The 26,701-nt window shown below is 39.6% G+C and carries 14 protein-coding genes; 1 reads left to right on the top strand and 13 read right to left on the bottom strand.

What is annotated here, in order from left to right:
• Nucleotides 1-2: 2 nt before the first annotated feature.
• Entirely contained in the window at nucleotides 3-1,196 is a 1,194-nt protein-coding gene (locus tag H5201_RS05065; protein ID WP_182717059.1) for a multidrug effflux MFS transporter, read from the bottom strand.
• A 164-nt stretch (nucleotides 1,197-1,360) separates the two neighbouring features.
• On the opposite strand from H5201_RS05065, the gene H5201_RS05070 reads away from it, so the two are divergent.
• Nucleotides 1,361-1,834, top strand: a complete 474-nt coding sequence (locus tag H5201_RS05070) for a hotdog fold domain-containing protein (protein WP_182717060.1) — start codon at nucleotides 1,361-1,363, stop codon at nucleotides 1,832-1,834.
• A 10-nt stretch (nucleotides 1,835-1,844) separates the two neighbouring features.
• Here H5201_RS05070 and H5201_RS05075 read toward each other — a convergent pair whose 3' ends face one another.
• The 12 genes from H5201_RS05075 to H5201_RS05130 all read right to left on the bottom strand — a co-directional run bounded on the left by H5201_RS05075 (nucleotide 1,845) and on the right by H5201_RS05130 (nucleotide 26,693).
• On the bottom strand, nucleotides 1,845-2,336 hold the full coding sequence (locus tag H5201_RS05075) for a polymer-forming cytoskeletal protein (protein ID WP_145237352.1): 492 nt from the start codon (nucleotides 2,334-2,336) through the stop codon (nucleotides 1,845-1,847).
• A complete protein-coding gene (locus tag H5201_RS05080; RefSeq protein WP_182717061.1) occupies nucleotides 2,326-3,483 on the bottom strand; it encodes a M23 family metallopeptidase in 1,158 nt (385 codons plus the stop codon). Before H5201_RS05080 ends, H5201_RS05075 begins: the two co-directional genes overlap by 11 nt.
• Before the next feature lie 142 nt (nucleotides 3,484-3,625).
• Nucleotides 3,626-4,939 (bottom strand): fumarylacetoacetase, encoded by a 1,314-nt coding sequence (gene fahA, locus H5201_RS05085; RefSeq protein WP_182717062.1) that lies wholly within the window; start codon nucleotides 4,937-4,939, stop codon nucleotides 3,626-3,628.
• A 153-nt stretch (nucleotides 4,940-5,092) separates the two neighbouring features.
• Nucleotides 5,093-6,139 carry a 4-hydroxyphenylpyruvate dioxygenase gene (gene hppD / locus H5201_RS05090; protein ID WP_145237345.1) on the bottom strand — a complete coding sequence of 349 codons (1,047 nt, stop codon included), beginning with the start codon at nucleotides 6,137-6,139 and terminating at the stop codon, nucleotides 5,093-5,095.
• Between the two features lie 624 nt (nucleotides 6,140-6,763).
• Nucleotides 6,764-8,194 (bottom strand): peptide MFS transporter, encoded by a 1,431-nt coding sequence (locus H5201_RS05095; protein WP_149980828.1) that lies wholly within the window; start codon nucleotides 8,192-8,194, stop codon nucleotides 6,764-6,766.
• A gap of 417 nt (nucleotides 8,195-8,611) precedes the next feature.
• Nucleotides 8,612-9,826, bottom strand: a complete 1,215-nt coding sequence (locus H5201_RS05100) for a hemolysin-type calcium-binding protein (RefSeq protein ID WP_182717063.1) — start codon at nucleotides 9,824-9,826, stop codon at nucleotides 8,612-8,614.
• 313 nt (nucleotides 9,827-10,139) lie between these two features.
• Entirely contained in the window at nucleotides 10,140-14,252 is a 4,113-nt protein-coding gene (locus H5201_RS05105; protein ID WP_182783861.1) for a poly-gamma-glutamate synthase PgsB, read from the bottom strand.
• A gap of 1 nt (nucleotide 14,253) precedes the next feature.
• Nucleotides 14,254-18,501 (bottom strand): hypothetical protein, encoded by a 4,248-nt coding sequence (locus tag H5201_RS05110; protein WP_182783863.1) that lies wholly within the window; start codon nucleotides 18,499-18,501, stop codon nucleotides 14,254-14,256.
• A gap of 77 nt (nucleotides 18,502-18,578) precedes the next feature.
• Nucleotides 18,579-19,349, bottom strand: coding sequence for a hypothetical protein (locus H5201_RS05115; RefSeq protein WP_182717066.1), 771 nt, complete (start codon nucleotides 19,347-19,349; stop codon nucleotides 18,579-18,581).
• Entirely contained in the window at nucleotides 19,333-21,606 is a 2,274-nt protein-coding gene (locus tag H5201_RS05120; protein ID WP_182783865.1) for a hypothetical protein, read from the bottom strand. The genes H5201_RS05115 and H5201_RS05120 overlap by 17 nt, the downstream gene beginning before the upstream one ends.
• On the bottom strand, nucleotides 21,593-24,709 hold the full coding sequence (locus H5201_RS05125) for a poly-gamma-glutamate biosynthesis protein PgsC/CapC (RefSeq protein ID WP_182731089.1): 3,117 nt from the start codon (nucleotides 24,707-24,709) through the stop codon (nucleotides 21,593-21,595). The genes H5201_RS05120 and H5201_RS05125 overlap by 14 nt, the downstream gene beginning before the upstream one ends.
• A complete protein-coding gene (locus tag H5201_RS05130; RefSeq protein WP_182717069.1) occupies nucleotides 24,702-26,693 on the bottom strand; it encodes a hypothetical protein in 1,992 nt (663 codons plus the stop codon). The genes H5201_RS05125 and H5201_RS05130 overlap by 8 nt, the downstream gene beginning before the upstream one ends.
• Nucleotides 26,694-26,701 lie beyond the last annotated feature (8 nt).

A 26,701-nucleotide genomic window follows, 5' to 3' on the forward strand; every position in this document is an offset into this window, starting at 1 on the left:
TTTTATGTGTTTTTAGGGTGATAAGCGTGTGCTTTATTACTGAGCAGTATAACCCACAGTGGCAGCAATAATAATAAGTGAAAAGCAATAAACTCGGGCGCATTGAAAGGGAGCACTTGGGTGAGCATAACCAATGCTCCAGCGCCGCTCATTTGCATTAAACCGATTAACGCAGATGCAGTACCTGCTTGTTTAGCAAAATGTGACAATGCCATTCCAGCCGCTGAGCCTAAGCTAAGTGCAAAGCCTAGCGCAGCAATCAACACTGGCAGCATAAAAGCAAAGGCACTTTTAAACTGGCCGAGAATTAAAATCAGTACACCAGAGAAAATTAATAAACTCATACCTATGCGTAACGCTTTTTGACTATGGCGTTTGATATACAATGGTGCAATAAAGCTAGCTACAATGCTAACAATGGCATTGAGAGTAAACCAAAAAGTAAAATCGCTGACCGATCCACCTAACTCGGTCATGATCCATCCCGGTGCTAATGTTACAAAAGCTAAAATAGCCGACATTGCCACCATACAAATTAGGCTATTAAAAAGAAAAATAGGCGTGCTAATGATTGGTATAAAACGACGTAAATCGAGTATGTGGCCCTCATAGTGGCTATCCGCAGGGCGTGTTTCTTTAAAATATATGGCAGTGATCATTAGTCCAACACAAGCAAACCCCGCCAAAAATAAAAAGTTTATCCGCCAGCCAAATTGCACAGTCAGCCAAGCGCCTAAAATAGGTGCTAACGCCGGAATAAAACACACAATACCATTTAGGTAAGTGATCATTTGGCCGCTTTTAGCACTGCCGTAGGTATCACGAACAATCGCAAATGCAACTACAAAAGTGGCACAAGCCCCAAAACCTTGCAGTGCACGTGCAAGCATCAGAATGCTAAAACTAGGTGCTAAAAAAGCCAACATCCCGGCAAATCCATACAGTGTGATGCCAAATAGTGCGACTGGACGGCGGCCAAACTTGTCGGCTAAAGGACCTGCTATAAGCTGACCTAAGCCAACCGTCAGCATAAAAATAGCGACGGTAAGTTGCACTTGCTGCTCATCAATAGCCAATGCTTGCGCTATATCAGGAAATGCGGGTAAGTAAATATCAATCGCTAATGGGCAGAATATAACCAGAAGAGCGAGAATTAAAATAACACTAAGATGATTGCGGCGATCGGTTGTTGGCATGAGTGCTCCTTTTGCCGCGTATTTTAGGTCTGCAAAGATAAAAAAGAAAGGGCATATGACCCATCTATAAGAATATAGCTAGTAAGATTATAAGTATAAATGCACTTTTGCTAACTGGTCTGATGTGCTAATTTTGCAATAGCGACATTCAATGGAAAATAATAATGAGTAATAAATCTACAGTTTTAACTGCATGGCATAGTTTTAAGCGTCTACCATTTGGCAATTGGTTATTTACTAAAGTCGTGTGTTTTAAAGCCCCTTATTTTGGCTCCATGAAACCCACTGTTTTAGATTTACGTGACGGACATTGCAGCGCAATGGTTAAAAACCGACGGAGTGTGCACAATCATATTGGGACTATCCATGCTATTGCGCAATGTAATTTAGCTGAGTTATGTGCCGGTGTGATGGTTGATGCTACCGTGCCATATAAAACTCATCGCTGGATCCCTAAAGGAATGACGGTGCAGTACTTAGCGAAGGTTGATACTGATGTCACAGCTGTGGCAGAAATTGCAATGCCAAGACAATGGCTAGATAAAGAGGATTTAGTGGTGCCAGTGAAGCTTTACAATACTCGCAGTGAATTGGTCTTCACTGCTGATATTACGATGTACGTTACTAAGAAAAAGTAAAATAAAGCGATTATTTTTTCTCTGCGGCTTGTTTGTTGAAAAACGACAAGTCATTATCACCTTCACTGAGCGCAGATGTAAGCTCCGGCTTTGATTCTGCGTTATTGGTAATTAATTCAACCGTTTCAGCTTCATGGCGTTGTTTTAAGTTACCTTCAATAATTGCACCAGCATCAATACTTAAAGTATCTTGATAAACATCCCCGTGCACTTGCGCTGAACGTTCAATAACTACTTTGCTGGCGTTGAGCGAGCCGATTACTTTACCTTTTACAATCACGCTTTCAGCGACCACTGAGCCTTCAACACAACCGGTATTACCAATAACTAAATGGTTAACACGAACATCACCATCTATGCGACCATCAAGCTGTACTTCACCTTGACTCACTAAGCTGCCCGTTAAGCGAACATCTTCAGAAATGATCGAAGGAGTGTGGCTAGTTCTTTTTAGTTGAGAATTTGCAGAACTACTTACTGTTGATTTTTTTTTACCGAACACGAGAAAGCGCCTTTGTTATTTTGACTGGATTGACATGTTTGTCGTTAAGTAATACTTCATAGTGTAGGTGAGTGCCAGTACTTCTGCCAGTGCTGCCCATTAATCCGATAACATCATTTTTGGTTACCGTTTGGCCTTTTTTAACGTTGATTTTATTTAAGTGACCAAACCGAGTTACAAAGCCGTTTTTATGTTGCAGTTCGATAAAATTACCATAACCACCGTTGCGTCCTGCGCGTAATACAGTGCCATCAGCGGGGGCGAATATTTCGGTTTTATGCCAACCTGCTAAATCAACACCTTTATGATAAGCATGACGGTTATTCACTGGATCTTTACGCAGGCCAAAACTACTCGAAATATAGTAATTTGCTGCAGGCAGAGTTTGCGGTAACTCACTGAGTAAATTTTCAAGCTTATTCAACGCCAATAGTTTATCTGCGATGACTAAAAATTCAGCTGGGATCTTTGATTCATCAAATAAATCCAGCGGACCACCTTGCGCGGTTTCTGTCATATCACCATCTAGACGACGCGCCAAGGCGGTATCAAGTCCTGCACCTTTGAGCATCGCTAAAATATCGTGCTGGCGGCGTTCTATTTGTTGCTCTATTTGTAAAAAGCTGTGTTGGTATTGGCTATCGAGTAGTGCAAAACGTTGCTCGATATTAACAGAGTCAGAGAGTGAAAGAGTGTGTGCGCTGTTAGGGTTTTCATCAACTAATGGTTCGTGGAACTCTTCTTGTTGTTCGCCGAGTTCACCTTCTGGCGGCGCTGCTGGCAGTGTGGGATTACTCATCGACTCAGGTAAAGAATCGATCATGCTCTGCAATAAAGCATGCTTTTGCTCTAGCACCGCAAGCTGGGCTAACTGTTTATCGTATTGTGCTTGTTGTTCTTTACTTTGTTGCTGCCACTGTTGTTGTTTTGATAATTGGCTTTGTTCGATATCGGAAATCTTGTTGGTTTGAGAGTATATTCGCAGGGTCGAAACAGCCAACCAAATTAAAGCAATTAAAATAATAGCTACGGCTGATATTTGTAACCAAGGTGCTAATATCACATGTTTAACCTCACCATTTTGGCGGATCAACAGCTGTCTAGCTGGGAATAATTTGTGATAAAAAGACTTAATAAATGCTGACATGGCTTATAAACACTGGCTATTAACCGAATTAAGATAGCAATCTGAGCTGAAAAAGCCAGTAAAAAATTGTAATTAATCTTAAAAAAGGAGGCGTTGGTCGCCTCCTTATAATAAATACATTTAATAAATGTTTACAACTTAGTTACTTAGCAGGAAGAACCGTTCCTTCTACGCAGCCAAAACCGATACGAGCAAAACCGGCTTTTTCACACCAACCACGCATAATAACGTTGTCGCCATCTTCTAAAAAGCTGCGTTGTTCACCGTTATTAAGGGTGATTTTTTCTTTACCACCACGAGACAGTTCAAGTAATGAACCGGCTTCTTCATGAGTCGGACCTGATTGCGTACCTGAGCCCAGCATATCACCTGGCATAAAGTTACAACCATTTACTGTGTGATGAGTCACCATTTGTGCCACTGTCCAGTATGAATGTTTGAAACTTGATTTAGATACTAATGAAGGTGCAGCACCTTGTTCACGCATTTTAGCGGTCTCAATTTGTACGTCCATTTTTATATCAAAGGCGCCAAGCTCACGGTTTTGGCTTGATTCTAAATAATCTAATGGTTGTGGGTCATTTTCATCACGAGTCCATGATGTTCTATAAGGTGCTAATGCTTCGGTGGTTACAATCCACGGTGATACAGTTGAAGCAAAGTTTTTCGCAAGGAATGGACCTAATGGTTGGTATTCCCATGCCTGTAAGTCACGTGCTGACCAGTCATTGAATACACAAAAACCAAATACATGGTTTTCAGCGTTTTCGATAGCAATGGCATCACCTAATTCATTACCTTTACCTAAATAAATGCCTAGCTCTAACTCATAATCTAAACGTTTACACGGACCAAGCGATGGTACTTCAGCGTCTGGCGCCTTAGTTTGACCATTTGGGCGATGAAAGGTTTGACCTGACACATCAATTGATGAAGAACGGCCATGGTAACCAATGGGGACCCATTTATAGTTAGGCAGTAACGGGTTGTCAGGACGGAATAAGCTACCGACTGCTGTTGCATGATAGATAGATGTGTAAAAGTCAGTGTAATCGCCAATACGACATGGCAATGCAAACTCAATGTCTGCTTGGGCAATTAATGCGTCGCTTAACTTAGCTTGTTCAGCGGCGCCTTCGCGTAATGCTTTAGATAATGCTAAACGTAGCGCTGACCAATATTGCTGACCAAGACCCATAAATTCATTTAATGTTGCTTGGCTTGCTGCTGCTATGGCTGTTTGTGCATCGCCTGAGAAAATAGCTAACTCGTTTACTTTGGCAAGGTCGATAACTTGGTCGCCAATGGCAACGGCACCACGAAAAGCTTCGTCAGAGTTCTTACGACGTACTTCTGCAAATGGTAGGTTTTGAATTGGGAAGTCACAATTTGCAACGTTCGCTGAGGCAACCCAGCTAGTTAAATTTATATCATGGGTTTCGTTAATTAAACTCATTACATTTCCTTTGGTTTAGTCAGTCGCGCTTTACAGTGGATATGGTGATGAATAGCGCGATTTAAACAGTGAAATTCAGATTGTCATTTATAATATTGATGAAACGACAAAAAGCAGCGAAGTACGCTGCTTTTTAAATTTACAATACGGTGCTTATAAAACGCCGCGGCGCTCTTGGTCGCGCTCGATTGATTCAAACAGTGCTTGGAAGTTACCTTCACCAAAACCGCCGTCATCAACACGTTGGATCATCTCGATAAAGATTGGGCCAAATAAGTTTTTCGAGAAAATTTGCAACAAGTAGCAATTTTCACTTTGGCTATCGACTAAGATCTGATGTTCACGGATCTTTTCTTTATCTTCTGCAACCCAAGGTACACGATCGAAAATTGTATCGTAGTATTCAGGGATAATATCAAGCGTGGCAATGGTTGATTTATCAAGCTTATCTAGTGAGCTTACTAGGTCATCTGTTAAGAATGCTAAATGCTGCACGCCTGGGCCATTGTATTCACCAAGGTATTCATCGATTTGGTTGTTATCGTTGCCTTTACCTTCATTGATTGGAATCGAGAAGGTGCCGCACGGTGATTTAAGAGCATAAGAGATCAAGGCTGTTTTTTGGCCTTTGATATCAAAGTAACGAACCTCAGTAAAACCAAAGACGTCTTTATAAAAGTTAGCCCATGTTTCCATAGTGCCTTTATAAACGTTATTAGTTAAATGGTCGATGCGAATAAAGCCTTTATCATCAACAATGTTTTGTTCGCTTAAGTCTTCAAAGTCTTGCTCATAGATTGAACCTTTGTCACCAAATTGCTCAATAAAATAAATTAAGCTGTCACCAATACCGTAAATTGCCGGGTATGGTAGGTCTTTATGAGTTGAATCAGTCGCGGGTTTTGCACCACGGGCTACTGCGGTGTCAAATGCCTGTTGAGCATTCTCTACACGCCAACCCATAGAACAAATTGCAGGACCATGACTTTTTGCAAACTCTGCAGAGAAACCATCACGTTCATTATTTAGTAAAAAGTGAATATCGTTTTGGTTGTAATAAACAATGTCTTTACCTTTAAATGTTTTGAGCTTTGAAAAACCAAAATCGGTAAATACTTTATCCATATAATCTGCATCAGGTGTAGCGTATTCAGTAAACTCGATACCTACCAAACCTAAAGGGTTAGTTACTTCACTCATAATAATTCTCCCGCAATAAACACTGCGTCTTGTTGTGTCTGATGCGCAGATAATTAACTATAACTAGACAAAGGGGAAGAGTTCGCATCTATTTAGCTAGCAGGCTATTTGTAAATTAAATGGGACGATCATTTTAAAATGCATAAGCATTAATGCTTGGTTTTGAGATTTGTATTGAAAGGTCTTGTATTAAGTAACTTAAACTTTTGTTAACTTATTGATAAATAGAATTAATTTATTCTTATTTAAGGGGGTAAATAATCAAATAAAGGAACTATTCACCCCTTATTAAATATACGTGGTGTAATAAATTGTTTACGCTAGAGCCGTATTTGTTAAAAAACTAACTCTTCTGCGCTAAGCTAAGGTCACTAGTAATGGCTGGGGCATTTTGCTAGCAGTGCTACAGCGTTTCGTTGAACGTGCGTGGTGGCCTATCAGATGTGTTTAATGAAGCTGTTGAAAAGTAATTTATAATCTTTTGTTACGCGCTTTGAAGTCAGCCTTATTAATATCGTAACTTAAATCGACGTTTGGTTGGCAGGAATTAATCATGGTGATATAAATAGAGCAACAAAAATCCCCACAAGCGTCATAGCTTGTGGGGAGATAATAAACACAGAGTTACGGTTTTTCAGCAACTACTTCAAGCTCTTCAGCTAAAATGTGTTCTTGTGTTTGTGGCTCGTGTTGACCTTCTGCACCGTGCATCCACTTAACAAGCTTATCGCTTAGTAAGTACATGATCACAGCAGAGAGAACAGCAGTGGCACCTAAACCAATAAAAATGCCTAATGCGTTATCAAGCGCTTCTTCGCCTTCACCTAAGAATGAACCAACGAAACCTGCAATCTTATTTGCAACCGCAGTACATAGGAACCAAATACCCATTAGCATTGATGCTAAACGCAGTGGTGCTAGTTTACTCACCATTGATAAGCCGATAGGTGATAAACATAATTCACCCAGAGTATGGAATAAGTAAAATAACACTAACCACATCATGCTGATCTGTAACGGCTCACCGTGACCTTGAGTCATAAGTGCTAAAATCATAGTGATGAAACCAAGCGCTAAAAATATCAACGCAATGGCAAACTTAACGGGTGAATTAGGTTCACGTTTATCAAGTTTTAGCCAAACGATGGCAACGATAGGAGCACAAATGATAATGAAAATAGAGTTTAATGATTGAAACCAAGAGGCTGGAATTTCAAAGTTGAACAACATACGGTCTGTGTAATCATTTGCGAATAAATTCATCAAGCCACCGGCTTGCTCAAAACCCATCCAAAATATGATACTAAATACACTCATAGTGAAAATAACTTTGATACGGTCAGTTTCTACTTTAGTTAGCGGCTCTTTGGTATCTGAAGTTGATTGTGATTGCGCTAATTTAGCTGCAGGAACAACACCAATATCACCTAAGTATTTATTACTTAAAACCACTTGCATCGCCACAGATACAAGCATACCAACACCTGCTACAATGAAGCCATATTGCCAACCCATAGATGCAGCTGCGAAACCCGCAACAAGTGGACCAAGCGCACCACCTAAGTTGATACCCATATAGAAGATTGTGAAGGCGCCATCACGACGTTGATCACCCTCTTTATACAAGTCGCCAACCATAGTTGAGATGTTAGGTTTAAATAAACCGTTACCCATACATAATAAAGCAAGACCGATATAAAATACGTTTTCTTGTTGGCCGGCTAACATATCGTGGGGGATACCCATAGTAAAATGGCCAGCAGCCATTAGTAGACCGCCGATGATAATAGCTTTTCGTTGACCAAGTACGTTATCAGCTAACCAACCACCAAATAATGGAGTGATATAAACCGCCATTGTGAACGTACCATAAAGGCTTAGTGCGTCTGCATTACTCCAACCAAAACCACCGTCTTGGACAATAGCAACAAGATAAAGTACTAAAATGGCACGCATGCCGTAATAACCAAATCGCTCCCACATTTCTGTGCCGAACAACAGAAATAATCCTTTAGGATGCCCTAAAAAATCACCTGCTTTAGGTAATGAACTCATATTTACTTCCTAACTCAACGTTAATTATTGCGGCCTTATATTTTTTGCTTTGGTCGTTCATGTGCTTTCAACACAAATAGAACGGGTGGCCATGAATATTATTTTTAATGCAGCTAAGGTAATGGTTTGCTCACTAAGATTGCTTAGTGGGTAAGAGTCACACCCTTATCCTAGCTACAATTGCGCCTAAGTATACATACACGGGCAGTGCAGGGGAAGTGCTTGCGATAGTTAGATTACTGATGGCTTTAAAGCGTCAGCGTAAGGCACTAAGGGGCTTTGCGGTAATAAGCGTAATGAAATGACACTTGCTCATTTTTTGTATAGCGGGTAAATAAGGTGGCATTGTGTAACAAATACTAAAGGCCGAGTAATAAATTACTCGGCCTTTAAATAAAGACTTATTAACAGTGTAAATTAGTTACAGTAGTTACTATCAACAAACGTTAAATCATTAACATGTGAAGGGCCATCCATAATGAATGTTGCCGCCGCAGTATTTTGATCTAATCGGTAAATTTTAGCGTTCTCGCCTTTTACACGTCCTGAAACATAAATTGTGCCATCTGCAGCAATTGCGATACCAGATGCTTGATCAACACCATGCTCACCAATTAAAGACAACTCCATTGAACCTTGGTCAATAGTATAAAGTGCTTTACCGGTAAGAACGTAAAGAACATTATTATCAGCTGAATAAGCAATATCACCATCAGCGAACGAATCACCAGGGAAAGTTAATTTACCAAGTACTGTTTTATCACCTGTAGCTAGGTCAAAATCGTACATGTATGTTTTGCTTGTGGTACGTAATGTTGTGCCATCAGCGTTCATTGCAGAGCGGTAAATCGGGTACGAAGTTGCAGATGTAACCAATGCCTGCTCATTCGTAGCAAGGTCAAGTGATAAAATTTGCGAGATTTTAGTCGAGCTATCTAATTGCTCCATGAAATATAAAACACCATTATGTGATGCAATATTTGATGCCGTGTTACTTAAACCCGTTACTTTAGAGTATGTGTTTGTGTCAGTATTGAAAAAGTAAACAAATCCTTCTTCATTCGTACCGAAGTTATTAATACCGTATAAGCCAGATGCACATTGGCTAGTTACTTTAACATCATCAATAAACGCACCTAATGAATCAGATTTACCTGCGCCGATAAATTTAAGTTCGGTTGCTGCTGAACTTGCTTTTACAGTGTACGTAAACTTTTGCCAGTCTTTGGTGGTTGAATTTAACGTATCGAGTAACTCACCATCCCAATATACTTCTGCTTTATTAGTATTTGCATCACCACTTACACGTGCTGAATAATAAAAGCTTACTTCATAGTTATGATCAACATCAGTATTCAATGTTTGCGAAACGCTATAATTAGCTGTCGAATCTAACTCTAAATACTGGCTGCCATCTTGAGGTTTGATAAGGCCAAGCTTATTGGTTTGGATTTCAAACTTAGCATTGTTTGAACGTTGCCAACCTGAGACTTGATTTAATAATCCCCATGTTCCAGAAATTGTTGCAGTGTTTTCAAAAGAACCATTTGCTACTAGGTTCGTTGATGCTGCTGCAAAGCCTGAAGCGATCAATAAAGGTAATGTTGCAAGCTTAAACAATGAGTTTTTCATAGTACTTTTCCTACCAAGTAATTCATTTTGTTTTTGTTAACATTTTCATTAACAATTCATGGTACTATTTTGCTATAAATATTGGGTTCGGTCAAATGTTGAACATGAGCGTTTTCGCAATAATTCACTGCTTTATTTGTCTTTTTTAAATAATTCATTTGCAAACAGTGACTTGCTGAATGTAATTACTTTGAAAATATTTTACTTATTTTATAACTAAAATTTTAGCTGAAAATTAAGTTAATACATTTGTTTAGGTCGGTATGCCTTAATTAGTAATTAAGGCTTTGTAGGTTTTTACGGTATGATTAACTTAGCTATTATCTTTATTTGAAAATGTTAACCAGCCGGGCTTTTGATTGCGATTTAGCTTTCCTAAGACCGTAATAGCTTTTTCAAGAGTAATACGCTGGGTTGCGATATCTTTATAAACTTGGTTGGCAATTTTTTTGCGTTTAACAGCAGCCCCAGCATCTAAAAATGATTCAGCCACTTGTCTGGCAAATCTTTTTAATGGGCCTTGTTGCTGGCTGTCGGTTTTATTGTCTAGCTGTTGCTGATGTTTATTCAAACGTTCATTAATATGCACAAGCTCTGCTTGGCTGTATTCATTTTGCGCATGATGCATTTTTTTTATCTCTAATAACGCACTGCTTAAATAAGCATGCTCAAGCTGACTAAATGTACTGATCAGTGATAAGCGCGTTAAGGTTTTTTTAAACTGTTCAGCTGAGCAATTGTTATCTAAAAGCATACTTATGCTATCGTAAATCTTTTGCCATTGTTGCCAGCCATAAACATAGCCTAAGCCAGCTCCTTTAATGTTTTGCATACCAATGATGACTTGGTGACAGTGAGGCCTCGCAAGTGCCGTTAGCATGATCGTTAATTGATCGGGGGTGACCTTGGAGTTAGTAATTAATATGCATTTACTTTTGACTAATTCCAATAATATTGTTTGTAAATTATGTTGATTCTTTTTTAAATCACTCAACAAAGGCCGCATCTGTTGATAGCTTAAATAGTGATTAAAAACATCTTGCAAACTTATCCGCTGCTGTTCACTTAATGTTTGTGCCTGTCCATTGAGCCAATCAGTAAATTGCTCTGCATTATTCAAGGCGGTAAATTCTTTTGCCTGGTAGCTACCTTCAAGTGCTTTATTCATTATTTCGGCAACTGTATCTGCTTCTTTAATGCAGTGTAGCTGAGAGCACAACAATTCTAATTCCTGTAAATCATTATTACTAATTATTCGTTCAAAGCGCTCAGCAAAAGCGTGCAAGTAATAGCTATAAAAGCCATCAACATTGGTACCAATGACAACCATTTTATCAAACGGTAAATCTTCGACGAGCATCTGGGCAAACACTTTTGAACGTGCTACACGGTCATTTCGGTTGTTAATCAAGGCGATGGTTTGTTTACTTGGATCCTTGCTTAGGCCAAATAAATCTAAGCGTCGCCAGTTCTCTATGGTCGCTAAGCGTTCATTGGCTGACATACTATTAACGAATGACATGCTAAAATGTGTAAAAGGTACAGGGCTAAAGTGTTGTAAAACACCAATGTCAGGTACTATACGCTGTGCTGTTTCTTTAAATACAAAGTCTTTTTCCAGGCCAATGTAGGCTGCCATCTTACATACTAAAGCAATATTATCCGGGTGCTCTTCATATGGGTAAAGTGCTCTAATGTCGGGTGTGATTTGATAACCATCGCCCCAATGTGCCTGAATTAAGGTACTGCTTTTTTGTGTAGCGTCTTTATCTAAAATAGGGAACATGGTTTGTTCGCTAGTAAAAACCTGACTTTTGGGGGCGATAAAGTTTGCCATTTCTTTAGCCACATCAATACCTGTTGGTCCTAATATATCTTCATGATCAGGATAGGCATTGGTAATAGTTGAAAAGTTATCTTGCATCCACTGCCTGAGTATTTTGACGTAGCGAGGTGTTAAGCCCATGCACTCCCATAAAAAGACATCTGCTTTGACATTTTTAGCAAAATGTAAAACATCACTTTGTTCCCAAATACTGGCTTTATCAAATGGGCGGAATAAGGGCACTTCAAATTGTTCACCATTGGAGCGAGCATAAATAAGGGTTGCTTCGCAGCCCGTTGTTTTCGTTATTACTTTTAACGCAAGACTGCTGAACAGCGCGGCTTTTAAGCGTTCAGTGCCAGATTTACCTCGGGTGCCCCAACCACCAATACTGACTGGAATTGCTTGACGGTCGGTTTTTATACGTCGGCTTATGCGAATATGACGTCCCCAAAAATAAACCATAAAACCAACTACAAAAAAGATAAGCTGACCAATACTGTTTTGATAGATTGAGTAAAGATACTCTTTAAAATTCAGCCAAATATTTACCAGTAGTGGAGAAAAACTTAGCTTATTATAAAGCTTACTAATATTTGGCTCTACATCAAACGTACAACCGAGTTGTTCACCATAGGCTTTAAATTCAAAACTAAAACCATGCTTATTGAGTGCTGTCAGGTAATTGTTTTGCTCTATTTCGTTACCTTTACGTTGCGTATCTAAACTATCAATATTAATACTTAGCCAAATATAACTGCTAATTCGCTGAAATAATGACTTTGGCGGGGTAACTAATAAAATACCATCTGGCGTATAGGTCTTTGCTGGCTGTTTTAAATTGTCTTGGCTCAGTACCGAGAGTAAGAAATCAGGTAACGGTAAATGTGGCCGCGCTGAGTATTCATCAGTATCAAATAACGGTTCGCCAGGAACATTGGTAGTGCTTATCTCCGCTACAGAGCAACTAGGCACATGCATAAAGGCAGATGGTTTTCGGGCTTTGCTATGATTAAAGCTTTGGCGTTTGTCTGTGCTTGGGTTGCGCCATTCATGTATAAAACGCCACAACCTAAACGCATAACGATAACCACTGCGGATCTGCCATGTTAATTTATTTTTACTAACATTGTAGCCTTCGCTTTGCTGAGCTTTACGACTGAGTAAGCGACCAAGTAACTCTTCATCTAATTCTTTATCGAGCTGAGATAGGGTTGCAGAGTTTGGTAATACTTGCTCTAACTCAGCCATTAAATTTTGATGCTCAAATGCAACTAATTGCTCTCTGGTACGGCTGATAAAACGGCGAATAGCCAGCACCGGCTCGCTCTGCAATCGTTCATTTAAACAATTGATATAAGTTGTGAAAACGCTATTTGGTTGGTTTGTCTCTAATTGGTGATTGAGCATCATACGAGCAGTGAGCTCTAACGTTAAACGTTTAATGGCAAAGCTTTCATTACCACTTAATAGTTGCCACCAGAGTTTGAATGCAAAGTTGTCGGTATCTATACGAGGGCTACTTAGTTGTTTAACTAACGTAAAGCGCACGGCATCAACGGTTTCTATTTTTAATCGTTCGGTTAATAAATTTTGTAAAAAACTGACAGAAAAATTACCAGCTTGCTCTATAACACTTTGCCTTACTCGTGGATAACTGTGTTCGGCTAACTGCATTAACAGGTTTTCACATAAGTGGCTCAATGTGTTCTGGCTGGTTAAAATTTTTGGTAACGCAGCTAAAATAAATAACCGTTCTTCAGCATTAAGTTGGCACTGATCAGTTTGTTGGATCAGCTGCTGCATAAATGCACGAATGTAGGTTGGCCGTTGATGGATCAAAATTTCTAATATATCCAAACGGGCTAAATGCGGTGTATTCACCTCTTCTAATGCTAATACTAAGGTTTCAATTAAATTTGCACTTAGCTCTGGATCGCCATCATAGTTATGCATCAGTTGTACTTGATTCGCTAAGGCACGGTATAGCGCATTTCTTACATGTTCATTATCGGTCTTGGTTAATAATTGTAAAAAGAAGCTCTCTAAGTCCAGAGTTTGCCACGCTTTTGCTATATCGTTTGAAGATTTTTTTAAATAGCGATTACTTAAGTCGCCAAGCTTTCCAATTAAAAATTTAAGAGTTTGTTCAATATCAGCGACTATATCTTGGTAACGGTTGATCACAGCACCTTCGTCAAACCAACGATTAAAGGCAAGTTTATCTTGGCGTAATTGTTCAGACGTGGCGCCTAGTTGCTGAGCGTAATCTAAAATATGGAATTCACGTTCGGCGCTGATTTCTGCATGACTGAGTCTTTCAATAAAAAGCAGATAACCGGCATCCAACTTTTGTAAACTTTGCTGTTTATGTTCTACGCGATGACGTAGAAAAGCAATTGCTTGGCGCAATAGCCAAATATCCTGATCTTCGCCATCGGGCATATTTTGCAGCAATTCCCACTGCGCTAGTTCATCAACAAGTTGACGGTATTTTTGGCGATAAAGGTCCAGCCAAAAATTAGCAATATCAGCAAACAATAGATGTTCTAAGCGATCTTTTAATTCGCTAGAGGGAGTAACTTTCTTGGTGTTTGCCATATTAATTCTGCTCTAAAAAGTGATTGAGTTGCAGTGACTCAAAAATAATTTCGTCGTGAGAGAAAACACCAAAACCGGTGTCAGCTATATTGCCAGTCGAAAACTCGAGACTGATGTTATGGTCATTTCTAAACCAATCTTGGTCCCAACGTACTTTGATCCACCCTTGTGAAAAGTTACCTAATGGCAGCTGTTTTCGCCAACCTACACTGGTGATGTATTGCCATGTGCTATTAGGGCGATGTTTATCAGCAAACTTATAGTAACTGGTTAATCCGGCTTGGAAGATTTGCCCTTGATAATATTGATGCCAAGATGCGCCAAAACGCAAAATATCTAGGCTTGTCCAATCGGCATTGGACGTGCTGCCGGCGAGAAAATTAAAGTAACTATCAACCCACGGTTGATAGCGATATTGATATTCGCCTCGCCAACCATGCGGGTGATCTTCGCGATAAAAATTATAAATGTCTGAATTGAGTTTAGGATCAAATAAAAAGTCTTCAATATTAGCACTGCTGTAGCTGTAGAATGGACTTATTTGCCATTGATGACGATGACTTTCATCAATGCGCCAGATCTGACCAATCTGCACATAGGTATTAAATGCATATTGGCTGTCAGTGTCTGCTTGACTTGGTTGCCATGTGGTTTGCAAGGCGCTGTCGACGTACCAAGGACTGTCATGATCTTGCCAAGAATGATAGCCATCAATCGAAAATAGTTCGCTATCTTGTTCGCTCAAAGAGTAAGTAAGATCAAGACGATACCAATTCTCATCGTCACTTAATCGAAACCTAGCGCCAACATCCATACTATGACGAATAGGGACGTTTTCGCTAGATTCAAAAATACCTCGGCGGTCATAATTAATAAATGCTTGCCAGCTTAAGTCGTCTGGATGAAACTGTGCGATCTCAGTTTGCAGGGCACGCTGAGCAACGGGCAGTTGGTAAATTACGGTGTTTGCGAAGCTGTTTTGCTCGGCTTCAAAATTAGATATTTTATGATTGCTTTCACTCAATTGCCAAGTATATAAGCGAACGTGCTTGATGCTGTCGGTGCTGACTTCTATTTTACCTGCTGGGTGGAAAAAGCTGCGTTCAAGGCGTTGTTCAAATTCACCAACAATACTGCTTGGGAGCATTTGCTCGAGCTTAACTAAGCGATCGGCTGGTAATTGTGCGATTAAATGCCGCTCTGGCAGAACAGTGTAAAATAACAAGTTATTGCTAAGCGGTAAGTCATACCAGCGACCATTACGGTACTCTTGTGCGCTGATTGTCATCATTTGTGATAAATAAGGATTAAGCCATTGCAACGAGAGCACATTATCGGTTAGCTCAGTTTTATTAAAACCAAATGCAGTTGGTTTATCAGGTTGTATTGACCAAACTTTTTCCGATGTGGCTAATTTTATTGCAACGTTCGCGACATTCCCTTGGGATAAGTCAGCCGCTGCAGATAACTCTGCGACCGAAAAATGAAAGTTTAAACGAATTTGTTCTGAGCGGGTTTGGCTCAAGTCAATATGTAAATCATGATGTGGGCGTAAGACTAATCCTTGCGTAAAACCGCCTTGGCTACTGGTACGCAGTAATTGGTCGCTATAGCTACTCTCATCTTGAGAATCCACAGCAATGAGTTGCGTGCCAGCAAAGTCAGTATAGTCTTGTAGAGGAACCCACTGGCCATAACTTTGTATACGTGAAAATAACTGCGCGAGTTGTGGAGGTAAGCTCAGGGCATTTACTTTCGCTAAAACTTGCGTGTACTCATTGGTGGTTAGCGTTTTATCCGCTAACTTAAATAAGGTATTATTCAATAACGTCTGCATGTTGATATCGGTGTCATATAGCAACGCCATAAATGGTGTTTGCCAAAAATAGCGGGTTGCCATATTTTGATAATTATACGTTGTCGTCAATGGCTGCGAGAGTATTTTATAGGAAATAAATGTTTGTTGATCACTATATAAGCGAACTGACTCACCAGCTTGTAATGTGATCAACGCGTCACTGGAGATCGACAGCGGTTGAGCATCATTGCGTAATAGGGTTTGCGAGTTAATATCAGAAAAAATTGGCAGTACAGTGTGTTGCGCTGATTTTGATGATTGCGATGCCTGTTGTGCAAACAACCAGCTCATTTTATATTGACCATTTTGAACACTGGTACTGCGCGCTCTTAGGGCAATTGTGAGTGGTTGGCTTTGCGCTTTGAATGTTACCGCTTGGCTTTTATTAACCACCAGTGCTTGTATTAACCCCGTTGGGCTGGCAAGCGTTTGCGTGCCTGGGTAATCAAGTTCGTAGCTGGGCTGTTGAATATCTGCTTCGCTGTAATCGCGCCAATTTAATTTTGCAAAGCTTGTTTGCAATGCCGCTTGATTAGGTAAGTCATGACTTAACCACAATGCGAGTAAGTTTTTTTGTTGTTTGATTGCAAGCGCAATCAAAATGTTCCTACATGGCGCTAATAAATCTAAAGCATTGGCACATAAACCTTGCAGTTTATAGTCTTGCTCTAATGCTTGATATTGTTGTATCAACTGATTGCCAGCATAGGATTTGATAGCCACTTCTTGGCTGCTTTTGTAGAGCCCTTCAAGGTAGCTTTTGGCTAAAGCGTCGCGCCCTTGCGCCATCAAAATAGTGAGACGCAATTGCCACGCTTTAATTGCAATATCTGTATTGGGCACGTTGACTAATTTTTTAATTAATTGCAGTGCCTGAAGTGGATGCTCTGCCATTAAATACTCAGCTTCACCGAGTTGATGTTGCCAATGCATAGTATCAGTGGAAGTTATTGCCGCAGTTTTTGTTTTCAGTGGTTTATAAGGGAGCAGTGCGGCAGTAAACTCATCACCGATTTGGCTAATTTGCTGGGCCAATAAGTTATGAATAAGATTACTTTTTTCTTTTAGCGTACCTGCTTGTGCATAGAGCAATTCATTATTTGGTAAATCTAGTAATTGATCACTTTGCATTACGTATTCAATTGGTTGGCGCTGTTGCTGAAGATTCTGAATGCTTAATTGAGTTGTTGTTAAAGGCACGTTTAACTCAAAAGCGGCAAAATTTTCGCTTTTTAGCAAGGTTAAATGCCATTTTAAGTTACCACTGCGAACTAACAATTGGCTATCGACACTGCTGCGCGCATGCAGTGTTATCGTCGTTCTCACGCGCTGTTTATTGTTTAGAGAAAATTGATGCTGTTGCTGGCCTAATTGATGTATTTGCGCATAGTGCTCTGATAGTACAGGGTAGCCAGTATCATCAACCATCCGCAGTCCGCTAAAGCTATCAAACTGCTTAAATTGACTATTAAAGTACGCTTTATCCTGCGACTTCGGAACAAGAAAATCGCGAGATGAAATTGTGCTAAGTAAATCTTGATAACGACGTTGCGAAAGTAATTCACCACTTTGATAAGGTGAATTGTTTAGCTGTGATAAGTCGTGTTGAGAGTAGATAGCACGCAGCGTGTTGTCTAAATTATTAACCCAATATGGTTGAAACAAACGTTCTTGTTGCTTATCCATTGCTTGATCATCAAAAATTGCTCTGTGATTTTGCTCAAGTTTAATATAAGCGTCTGTTTCACTACGTATAGTTAGGTATTCACCTTTATCTATTGCTAAGTAATCGGTATTGGCCAAACCAATGTGTTGGTCACTATACTCGCTGGCGCGACTGGCAATAACACCGAGCACACTGATCGGTTGCTCATTTACATAGGTATAGACTTTGCCGTTAATATATTTATTTAGTAAATCTTTGCGCACAGTTAGTTTTAATTTTTTAGCGTGTTGAAAGTACAGTTTTACTTTTTCGCCCGCTTTAAAGTGATAATAATGCTCAATATTTTGACCATATTGTAAACGAGTTACCGCTCGTGGTAGCTTTACGGCGCGACGGAAGCTATCACGGTGACGGTTTGTTTCACCGACCATTGCCGTTAAGGTTACACCTTCATCAAGGTGATTGGTGATTTTTAAAATGCGGTTATATGATGCAATCGGTAACTGACACTTGGCTTGTTCACAGATAAAATCGCGACTCACATTGAGTCTCTGCTGGGCAAGGTGACTGGTCCCCGAGCTGTAAATAAACGAATTAAATGTTGTACTATCCAGCTCCAGCCATTGACCTTTTGCCAGCCAAAGATAACGACTTTGTTTAGCTTCAAAATACATCGCTTGCTGAGATTTATCTAAATGCACGTTAGGTGTCACATTTAGCCACATAGGCGAACTCAAAATATTGTCATTACTGGCTAAGCCGTGTGGGCTCAAAGTAAGCAATAGGCTGAAAATAATAGCAGTTATAGCGTAATGCATATTTTAAATTGACTCATCAAAGTAGGCTGTTGAACAAGTTTCGCGCGTAATATATCACTTAATTCAATATGGAAAAATTCGCCATTGCTTGGCAGAATTTTATTTAAAATATTTTTTGTGCCGCCAAGCTCTGTAACTTCTAACGGATATACATAACTGGCAAGTTGTAATTTGTCAGTTAAACACTGGCTTATTTGCTGTAATTTAGCTGTAGCTGGCTTGGCACCATGACTGATTATTACATCACTATTGCGTGCTTTTTTAGTGTGTCGTTTTTTTGGATCAAAGCCGTGTATCTGATAAATAACGAACTGATCGACTGTGTTGGCGTAGCTTTGAATAAACGCATTGGTAACACTGTAGTGGTATTTACCTAGATCACTTTTTTGTCCATCAGCTGCAAGTGTATTGCGATGTATGGTATTGGCTAAGAAAACCTGGCATTCAGTAAATAGAGCCATCGCAATAGGGTAGCTGTGTTTGTCAAAATAGCGGTGCGGAGCATAGGCAATACACTGACTGCCACTCGACTGGTATTTTATTTCTCCTGCTATAACGTGTTCATCTTTCGTTACTAAAGTTAACGCTGATGTTAGTTCGTTGCCTTGCGCCAAGTTTGTTTGCGTGCTCAGCCATTGCGCTAGTTGGGCTTTTGTAACCGCATAGGCACCATTTTGTGATGACGAACTAGCGTAACTTGCGCTAGTTAATAACAGTAATATTATCGCAAGTAAGCGTTTAGCTTGCATCATCATTCCACCACCTTATTTTTACTTCTTCGTTAGCGTACTCTTCTAATACTTCGATCCAGACGGTTTTATTGCTTGTAATGGTTAAACTGTTGAGCGCACGAACATCAGCATTGAGCTGTTGAGTAATTGCCGGGTAAGCAAATAGTTGACTGTCTTTTGGATGGATCAAAAAGGCATCACTTAAGCGGCTCGGCTGAAGTCCATAGCGCTTGTTTGCAATACTATAATCATGGGTTAAGCCACTTTGGTATTTAGCACGTTGAGCAATATCGAGGATAATGCTCTGCTCAGCATAATGGCTGTACGCTTTTAATACCACACTGTACGGGCGTTGCGTTGGATATGCTAATTTTAGTGGCGTATTTGCCGTAAGTTTATACAACCGTTGTTTAAGCCACGGGCGTTGCCCTTGCCAGTTTTGATAAATTTGTTGGGCATTTTTTTCAATACTTGCCAGTTGTTCAAAGTCAGTGTCTACTAAATTTACTTCTCTGGCTGTTTTGTTGTTTAGTTGATAAACCACACTGCCTGGATCTGTACTTGGCGCATTAGTCGCCGCTTGCAGCAGATGCTTATTTTGCAATGGTGCAAAGTTATAAGGGCTGGGCTCAGTAACTGGGGTAAAATATTTTGTTGGGCTATTGACCAATGCGACATTAGAGATCGGTAATTGTTTAAACAGCTCTCTTGATTGATAGAAACTGTCTTTAATTAGGATCTCTGGTGGCTCTTGGAAAACTCGGATATTGACGTAACTATCTTGTTCAGTAAAGTCGTAATGGTTATCAGCTTGTTGCTCATACCAAGCGGCAATATCATGAAAGTTTGGATCTTCAATACATTTCGTATGGCATACCGTACGTTGATAGTTAAACTGGCTATTACGTGATTTGACACGTACAAGAGTCGGTTGCTCAGTTGTAATTACCAATGCCGCTGCACGTTCGTTAAGACGTAAATAAAAGCTATTTGCTTTAGGGATTTTTTCTCGTTGTGTGGAATCTAGAATAACTCGATCAAATTCAGATAATTCATCGTCATAAGAAATAGTAAAGGTATCAATTGGCTGATTATCTTGATCATAAACAATCACAGTAGCATGACCTCGACTAGATGATCTGAGATCGATGTTAATATCGCTACTTCCTTCAAGTGTGAAGCGAGCATTTAATAAGTTACTTATTTGATAGTAACCATCTTGTGCGGTCGTTAACGGTTGTAGTGAGCTAAAAGACCAATTACTTAACAGTGGCTCGGTGCTGCATATAGTTACTAAACCAATATCTAATGGCTCGGTAATAAAGCTCAGTGGCTGCGCTGTATTTGCGCGATAAAGCACAGTATGTGGTGCAATAAACTGACTTAAATCATACCAAGTTAAATTGATTTCAGCTGATTTGTCCAGACTGAAAATAAGCGAATCTGGCTGTTTTAGTTCAATGCTCGCACACAGTGTCGCATCGGTGTAATAGTCATTTAAATTAAGTTGTTGCTGCGCAAAGTCATAAGTAACAACATTGTAGGGCAGCGTTTCATATAAAATGTCGGCTTTAAAGTCGATCCCAGGAATACCTTGTGGAGCAAGTTTTAGCCATGAATAGGTAACTGCATTGTTTATTTCTGTGGTTGATAACGCATTAACCCCAATACTGTGATATGCGCTGCTTCGCTCTCTTCGCTCTAATGGTAACTTGAGCCACGCGCTGTATTTATCATCATTATCGTTATGTGTTTTAGCATGGACTCGCACTACAACTCCCATAACTTGGCTATCTTCGCTAATTAACTTTAATGATACGCTGGTAACGTTCTTTAATTGTTCTGGGCTGATATAAAAAGATTGCCCAGATGAGACCTGTAAAGCTTGCCGATTTTCAATAATTTGCTTTATTTGTTGCTCATTGTCGGGAGGTGTTAGTTTTGACGCATGGTGATAGACATGACTACTAATTACTTGTTTTTTTTCATTTAAGAATGCGTATTCAATGGCATAGTTTATCGGTTTATCTAAATCCTGTGGTTCAGAAAATATCGCATTTGATAATACTCGGATCGAGTGTGTTCTAGTGCTAGAAAACGAAAAAATCAATGGTTTTTCAGTGCTTAGCCATTGAACGTTAGAGCGTGTCTCTTCATCCGAACGGCTAGTTATAGGTTCAGCTGACTGTATCCACAGATAAAAACTAAACAGCGCAAAACTAAGCCCAGTAAGTATTAGGAGCAATATGAGTATTTTTAAGAATCGTTTAATAAATTGCATACGATCCCTCAATCATCATAGTGTTAAAACGGTTTTGGTCAGTGAGACGGTTTGTTATCGGATTAAAAATTGCCAACAGCTTACCTTTTTGTCTGATCGCGAGGGCATACTCTTGGCGGCCTTCAAATTCAATTGTTTGTAATTCACAGTTAGCGAATGGTTTACATAGTTGTGCCAGTGCCGTCAAGCGTTGCGTGCTGGCATAATGCTCAATCGTTTTTAAAAAATGACTTTGCTGCTGTGAACTTACAGCTTGCCAATTGGCAGGCGATAATGTGGTTATATTCATTACTTTAATTGTTGGTTGCGCTGAAATCGCGAGCAAGCGTTGTAAAAGACTTTGCTGGTTAACAGAAAATTGCTGTTTAAAATCAGATGCAAGCCACAGGGTTGCTAGTTCGCTGTGGGGAGCAAATATTTGATAGCCAGATTGCGGCGACGTACCAAGCTCTAAACCTCTTGTCGCGGTTTGGCCTTGCACAACTTGGTAATCAACAGCCAAATCTTGCAAACTGTGATTAAGTGTTTGTAAAAGATGCTGGTGGGCGTTATTTGATTGCGTATATTCAAAAGCCAGGGCGGTGGGTCTGATCCATGATGGTGCACTGTGACTACGAATTTGTAAGTTTAAAATGGCATTATTTTGTGCAAACCGTAAATAGCTTTGATGAACCACATTAAATAATGAATCAACGTTATTGGGTAATAATACATTCGCTTGTGGATGCGCATAAGGATGGGCACCGGCGATCAGTAAATGCTCTGCCCGGCTATTTACAAATAGTTCAGTGGCAAACTTTAAGGTATTACTTTCAAATAATGGTCGCGGTACTTCAATATTAAGTTGGGTACTTGATGTCAGATTGATGACATAGAAACCTTGACCATAGGCTATTGCAGCCCCATCAACGAAAGGGGCGATAAGTAAAAAGCGACCTTGCGCGTTATTGAGTAATGTTAGCTGATAGCCCATTAGTCTGGCTGTGGCATTAATTTGATTTAGTTGATTGATTATATTCTCATCTACATCTTGATCCGTCAGCTTAGTTTTTAAACGGTATAGAGGGTGTAATATTTCAAATTCCCACAAGGCGGCTTGATTTGCCGTTAATGGTTTATAAGCGCCACTGCCTTTAGCGGTAATGTTGTCAGCAAATAGCTCAATCACTTCATTCAGGCTCTGCGTTGCATAGCTAATTGCGTTGTCCTCGTTATTACTTTCATCACGAGATATGTTAGCTAATAACGTAGTGTAGTTATCACTATTTAAAAACACTTCAAACAGCTGGCCATTAAAATTTGCTGCAGGTAAAGAGCTATTGGTTGCTTGACCAAAAAAAGTCTCTTGATGTCCTAATAGCTGTTGGATCAAACGTTGGCTGAGTGAGCTTGGTAACTGATTGTAAATCCAATACTGACTTGTTGCGCCGACAGGGGTTTTGATTAACAAACGATTTGTGCGATTGTTAACTTCCCGTACTTGAAATAGTTGCTCAAGCCCCAGCGCTTCAATAAATGCTAAATAATAAGGACTTTGTTTATTATTATGAGTTAATTCCGTCGTTGGTGTAGCACTGGTACCAAATACTAAGGCACGACTGTCAAAGTGTGAAAATATAAGCCCCGCAGAGTCGCTCGCTAAACTTTCTGAAGTGGGAAATGGTACCGTGACTATGAAATCTGCGCTTGGTTTTCGAGAAATAACAAATAACCCGCGTTGCGAGGTTTTTCTAGCATCGCGAATGTAAATATAACTATCATCAAATTGCAATTGAAAATCAAGTTTAGCTAAGCGCTGTTTATTCAGCAGTAAGTTTTCTATTGAATTAGGGGCTTTATTAATTTCATAAATCGCTTGTTTAAAGTTATTTTTGTCCTGACTAGCTTGATAACTGCTGATGTCTAGTTGTCCTTTATTGCTCGTATAAAGGTAGCTTTTATATTCACTGATCTGTTGACCAAGAGCGCTGACTTTGTTTGTGCTTTGCAATTCTTTAATGTCAGTTGTAACAAATAAAGAAGGGATAAACATGATAATAAAGCCGATCACAATGGCTAACGCACCGCCTAGGATTGAAGTTTGAAAGGTGGCTCGGATCACTAAGCCTAGTGCGCTTTTTTGATATATTTTTAATGCTAAAAGCGTAGACAGCATATAACCAAAAGCAAAGGTATCGGTAACTTTTATTTCAGGGTAGTAGTGCACCACAAAATAATTTAAAAATAACTTATAGATAAAACCGATATTGAAGAAAAATAGCAATAATCTTGCACCTTCAATATTGGCATTACGTAACCGCGTAAAGTTTAATAGCGAAGCACCAATGATCAGTATAATGGCTGTTTCTGCAAAGGATGTGAGCAATTTAGTTGGCTGCATAAGCTGCAGCGCCAATAATGCGGGTAGCATAATGCCATTAAATTCCCAGCCATATTTAATATTGGCACGCGACGCAATAAACGCAGTGATCACCAAAATAATATAGGCTTTTGGTGCCGCTATAATTGATGCGGCAACCGCTTCATACATAATTGCTAAATTGGCGATGCTAAAGTTAGTCATTGGCATGAGTGCAAAACGAACTAATAAGAAAGTAATTAGTAGCTGAACAATGGTAACTTTCATGCCGTACTTAAAGCCACCATTCCACATCACGTTGGCAGTGAGGGCGATAATAACTAACCCCAGGGAATAAAGCTGTGATGAATAATCAAAGGTTATATCCCAACCGCTGAGCACGTTAGCAATCAATGGCCAAAACAAAGTATCCATGACTACACGCACTAAAATACTGATCAAGATAATGGCAAAAAAGCGGTCACGACCAAACATCTCGGCGTAGCCAAATCTTTGCATTACGTACTTAGCGCTAAAGAGCATTAAGCCATACACTACTACCGCTTCAATTAAGATAACGGCGGCTGAGGTTGGGCTAACAATAAGTAGTGGCACTAAATAACCAGGCACAACAAGCCCAGTAAGCGGAAAACCAAATCGTAAATTTAACAAACAAACAACAGTAATGCCTATCCATACAGTGGTGATCACCGATTGACCTAAGCCACCACCTGCTGGAAACAATTGTAAAATAAAATCACCCACTAGTTGATGGCTCCATCAAGTTTTGAGCGTAAAATTGCTGTTGTTTGCATAATGAATCACACAGTTGTTTGCTGTTGGGCATTTGCTCAATAAAAAACGCAATATCAATAAACTCAAATAAAATACCTGAAACCTGAAATGGCTCGCCAGATGCATTTTGTAGATGACTTGCATCCATTGCTCGAACATTGAGTATATAGGTATTTTCATCAAGCTTAGCTTGAAGATAAATATCGCCTTTTTGTAAGGTGATAAAGCGTAATTTACCTTTCGCGGTTTCAGTATCTAAATCAGTAACTAAGCAGAGCAAATCCAATGCTGTCATATCAAAAATAGAGAATTGATGCTGCGCAGCTAGTTTTTCTAACGATTTGTTTATTTGCACCACTTGACCAAATAAATTAAATAATACAGTCGCAGAGCGAACATTATTAAACACATGCTCTAAGGTCGTTAGCTTTTGTTCCATTTCCGCTATCGACGTTTTCACTTGCTGGCTGAGCGGTTCTTGTAATTTCAAAGTGAGTAGTTGAGATAGGGCGCTATCATTAGCATTATTTTGTGATTCAATAATTCGATAATGGAACAGTAATTCACCCACTTGTCCGGCAAAGGCATTTACATTGCGCTCAAATGCTTGTTTGTTAAATTGTGCATCAGGCATTACTGTCATTGCCCAAAAACCACGCACATCACCGGCATAGATCAATGGCACGATATATTGCAGCTCACCGTCACTTAGCTCATTAAAAAATGGGCGCAAAATTGGCACAACACCAAATTCTTTTAAAGCATCTGAATATGGCGCGCGCTTATAATCGCGGCGCATTTCTTTAATATCACTAAGGTGGCAATTGACGGCTCTTATTTCGGTTAGTCGGTGATCGCCTTCTTTACGCGCTAAAAATATCGATTTATTCAAAGCAAGTTGTTGAGTTACCAAGCGAATAATCGCATCCCAAGGCGAGCTTTGAGAAATAAATGACTTTGGTAAATAGCGCCCAGCCATTTTCTGTTGAATATTCCCAATTAGGCTAGTGAGCTCCCTGTCTTCGTTGAGTTTTCTAACCAATATTACCCACACTAGTGTAATAAAGGTAAAAATGGTCATCTGGCCAACGGGTAAAAATAAATGCTGAAACACTAAAATAAAATACCCTAAGCCAAACCAACATATACTTGTTAGCACTGCAATTACGATACTGTAACTAATTGATAATTTTTGAAAAGCGAACAGCAGTAGTAAAGAAATACTAAGCAGCAGTAGGGTGCTTTGCCATAGTGTCAGTAGCGATATGCTGCTTTGCTTATCAAGTGTATCGGCAATATAAGCAGTAAGTAATAAATAGTTTGATGTCTGGGTTAATTTAGGCGCATTAAGTTTTACCCCTAAACCAGCATTATGTTGACCGAGAATAATGATTTTGTTTTGTAACTGGCTGGCCATAATGTCCATTGTCATCAGCCGTTCAGCTGAAAACTTTGGCAGTGCAGAAGGGGCTAAAGCGAAGTTAAGCAATACACTTTTGCTACTATCAAGGTCGTTAAACAGTGTCGGCCAAATTGCCAGACATGAGCTGTCAGCCATAGCGGCTAATTCAACATTGTAGCCAGACCAATCGTTTATATGTGGTAGGCAGTAGTCATTTTTAGGGTGTGGGTAAAAAACAGTGTTTTGTGCCATGTCCGTCAAGGTTTTATTTACTGTTAGTTGTTCATTAGCAAAAACCAATACTGCTTTTGGTTGATAGCTTAATAGTTGTTGTACTAGTTCATTATGTTCGCGACTTAAATGCTCACTTTCAATGATCACAACATTGCTTTGCTGGCTTTGTGTAAGATTTGCTAAACGGCTATAGAAAAAGGCATTTGATGAATTAAACAGTGATAATGAATTTGAGATCACCACAATGATAAACAGGCAAATAGTAAGCCAAAAAGAACGCTGGCGTTTAAGTAAAAAAAACTGTTGTTTAAAAGCCACGATTAGCT

This window comes from Pseudoalteromonas sp. SG43-6 (genome assembly GCF_014164365.1).
Taxonomy (GTDB): Bacteria; Pseudomonadota; Gammaproteobacteria; order Enterobacterales; family Alteromonadaceae; genus Pseudoalteromonas; species Pseudoalteromonas rhizosphaerae.

What these genes read in the sequence shown, in the direction of transcription:
- H5201_RS05120 (WP_182783865.1), bottom strand. Translation starts at nt 21,606, where the DNA reads ATGCAATTTATTAAACGATTCTTAAAAATACTCATATTGCTCCTAATA.
- H5201_RS05100 (WP_182717063.1), bottom strand. Translation starts at nt 9,826, where the DNA reads ATGAAAAACTCATTGTTTAAGCTTGCAACATTACCTTTATTGATCGCT.
- H5201_RS05065 (WP_182717059.1), bottom strand. Translation starts at nt 1,196, where the DNA reads ATGCCAACAACCGATCGCCGCAATCATCTTAGTGTTATTTTAATTCTC.
- H5201_RS05105 (WP_182783861.1), bottom strand. Translation starts at nt 14,252, where the DNA reads ATGGCAAACACCAAGAAAGTTACTCCCTCTAGCGAATTAAAAGATCGC.
- fahA (WP_182717062.1), bottom strand. Translation starts at nt 4,939, where the DNA reads ATGAGTTTAATTAACGAAACCCATGATATAAATTTAACTAGCTGGGTT.
- hppD (WP_145237345.1), bottom strand. Translation starts at nt 6,139, where the DNA reads ATGAGTGAAGTAACTAACCCTTTAGGTTTGGTAGGTATCGAGTTTACT.
- H5201_RS05070 (WP_182717060.1), top strand. Translation starts at nt 1,361, where the DNA reads ATGAGTAATAAATCTACAGTTTTAACTGCATGGCATAGTTTTAAGCGT.
- H5201_RS05110 (WP_182783863.1), bottom strand. Translation starts at nt 18,501, where the DNA reads ATGTGGCTAAATGTGACACCTAACGTGCATTTAGATAAATCTCAGCAA.
- H5201_RS05095 (WP_149980828.1), bottom strand. Translation starts at nt 8,194, where the DNA reads ATGAGTTCATTACCTAAAGCAGGTGATTTTTTAGGGCATCCTAAAGGA.
- H5201_RS05115 (WP_182717066.1), bottom strand. Translation starts at nt 19,349, where the DNA reads ATGATGATGCAAGCTAAACGCTTACTTGCGATAATATTACTGTTATTA.
- H5201_RS05080 (WP_182717061.1), bottom strand. Translation starts at nt 3,483, where the DNA reads ATGTCAGCATTTATTAAGTCTTTTTATCACAAATTATTCCCAGCTAGA.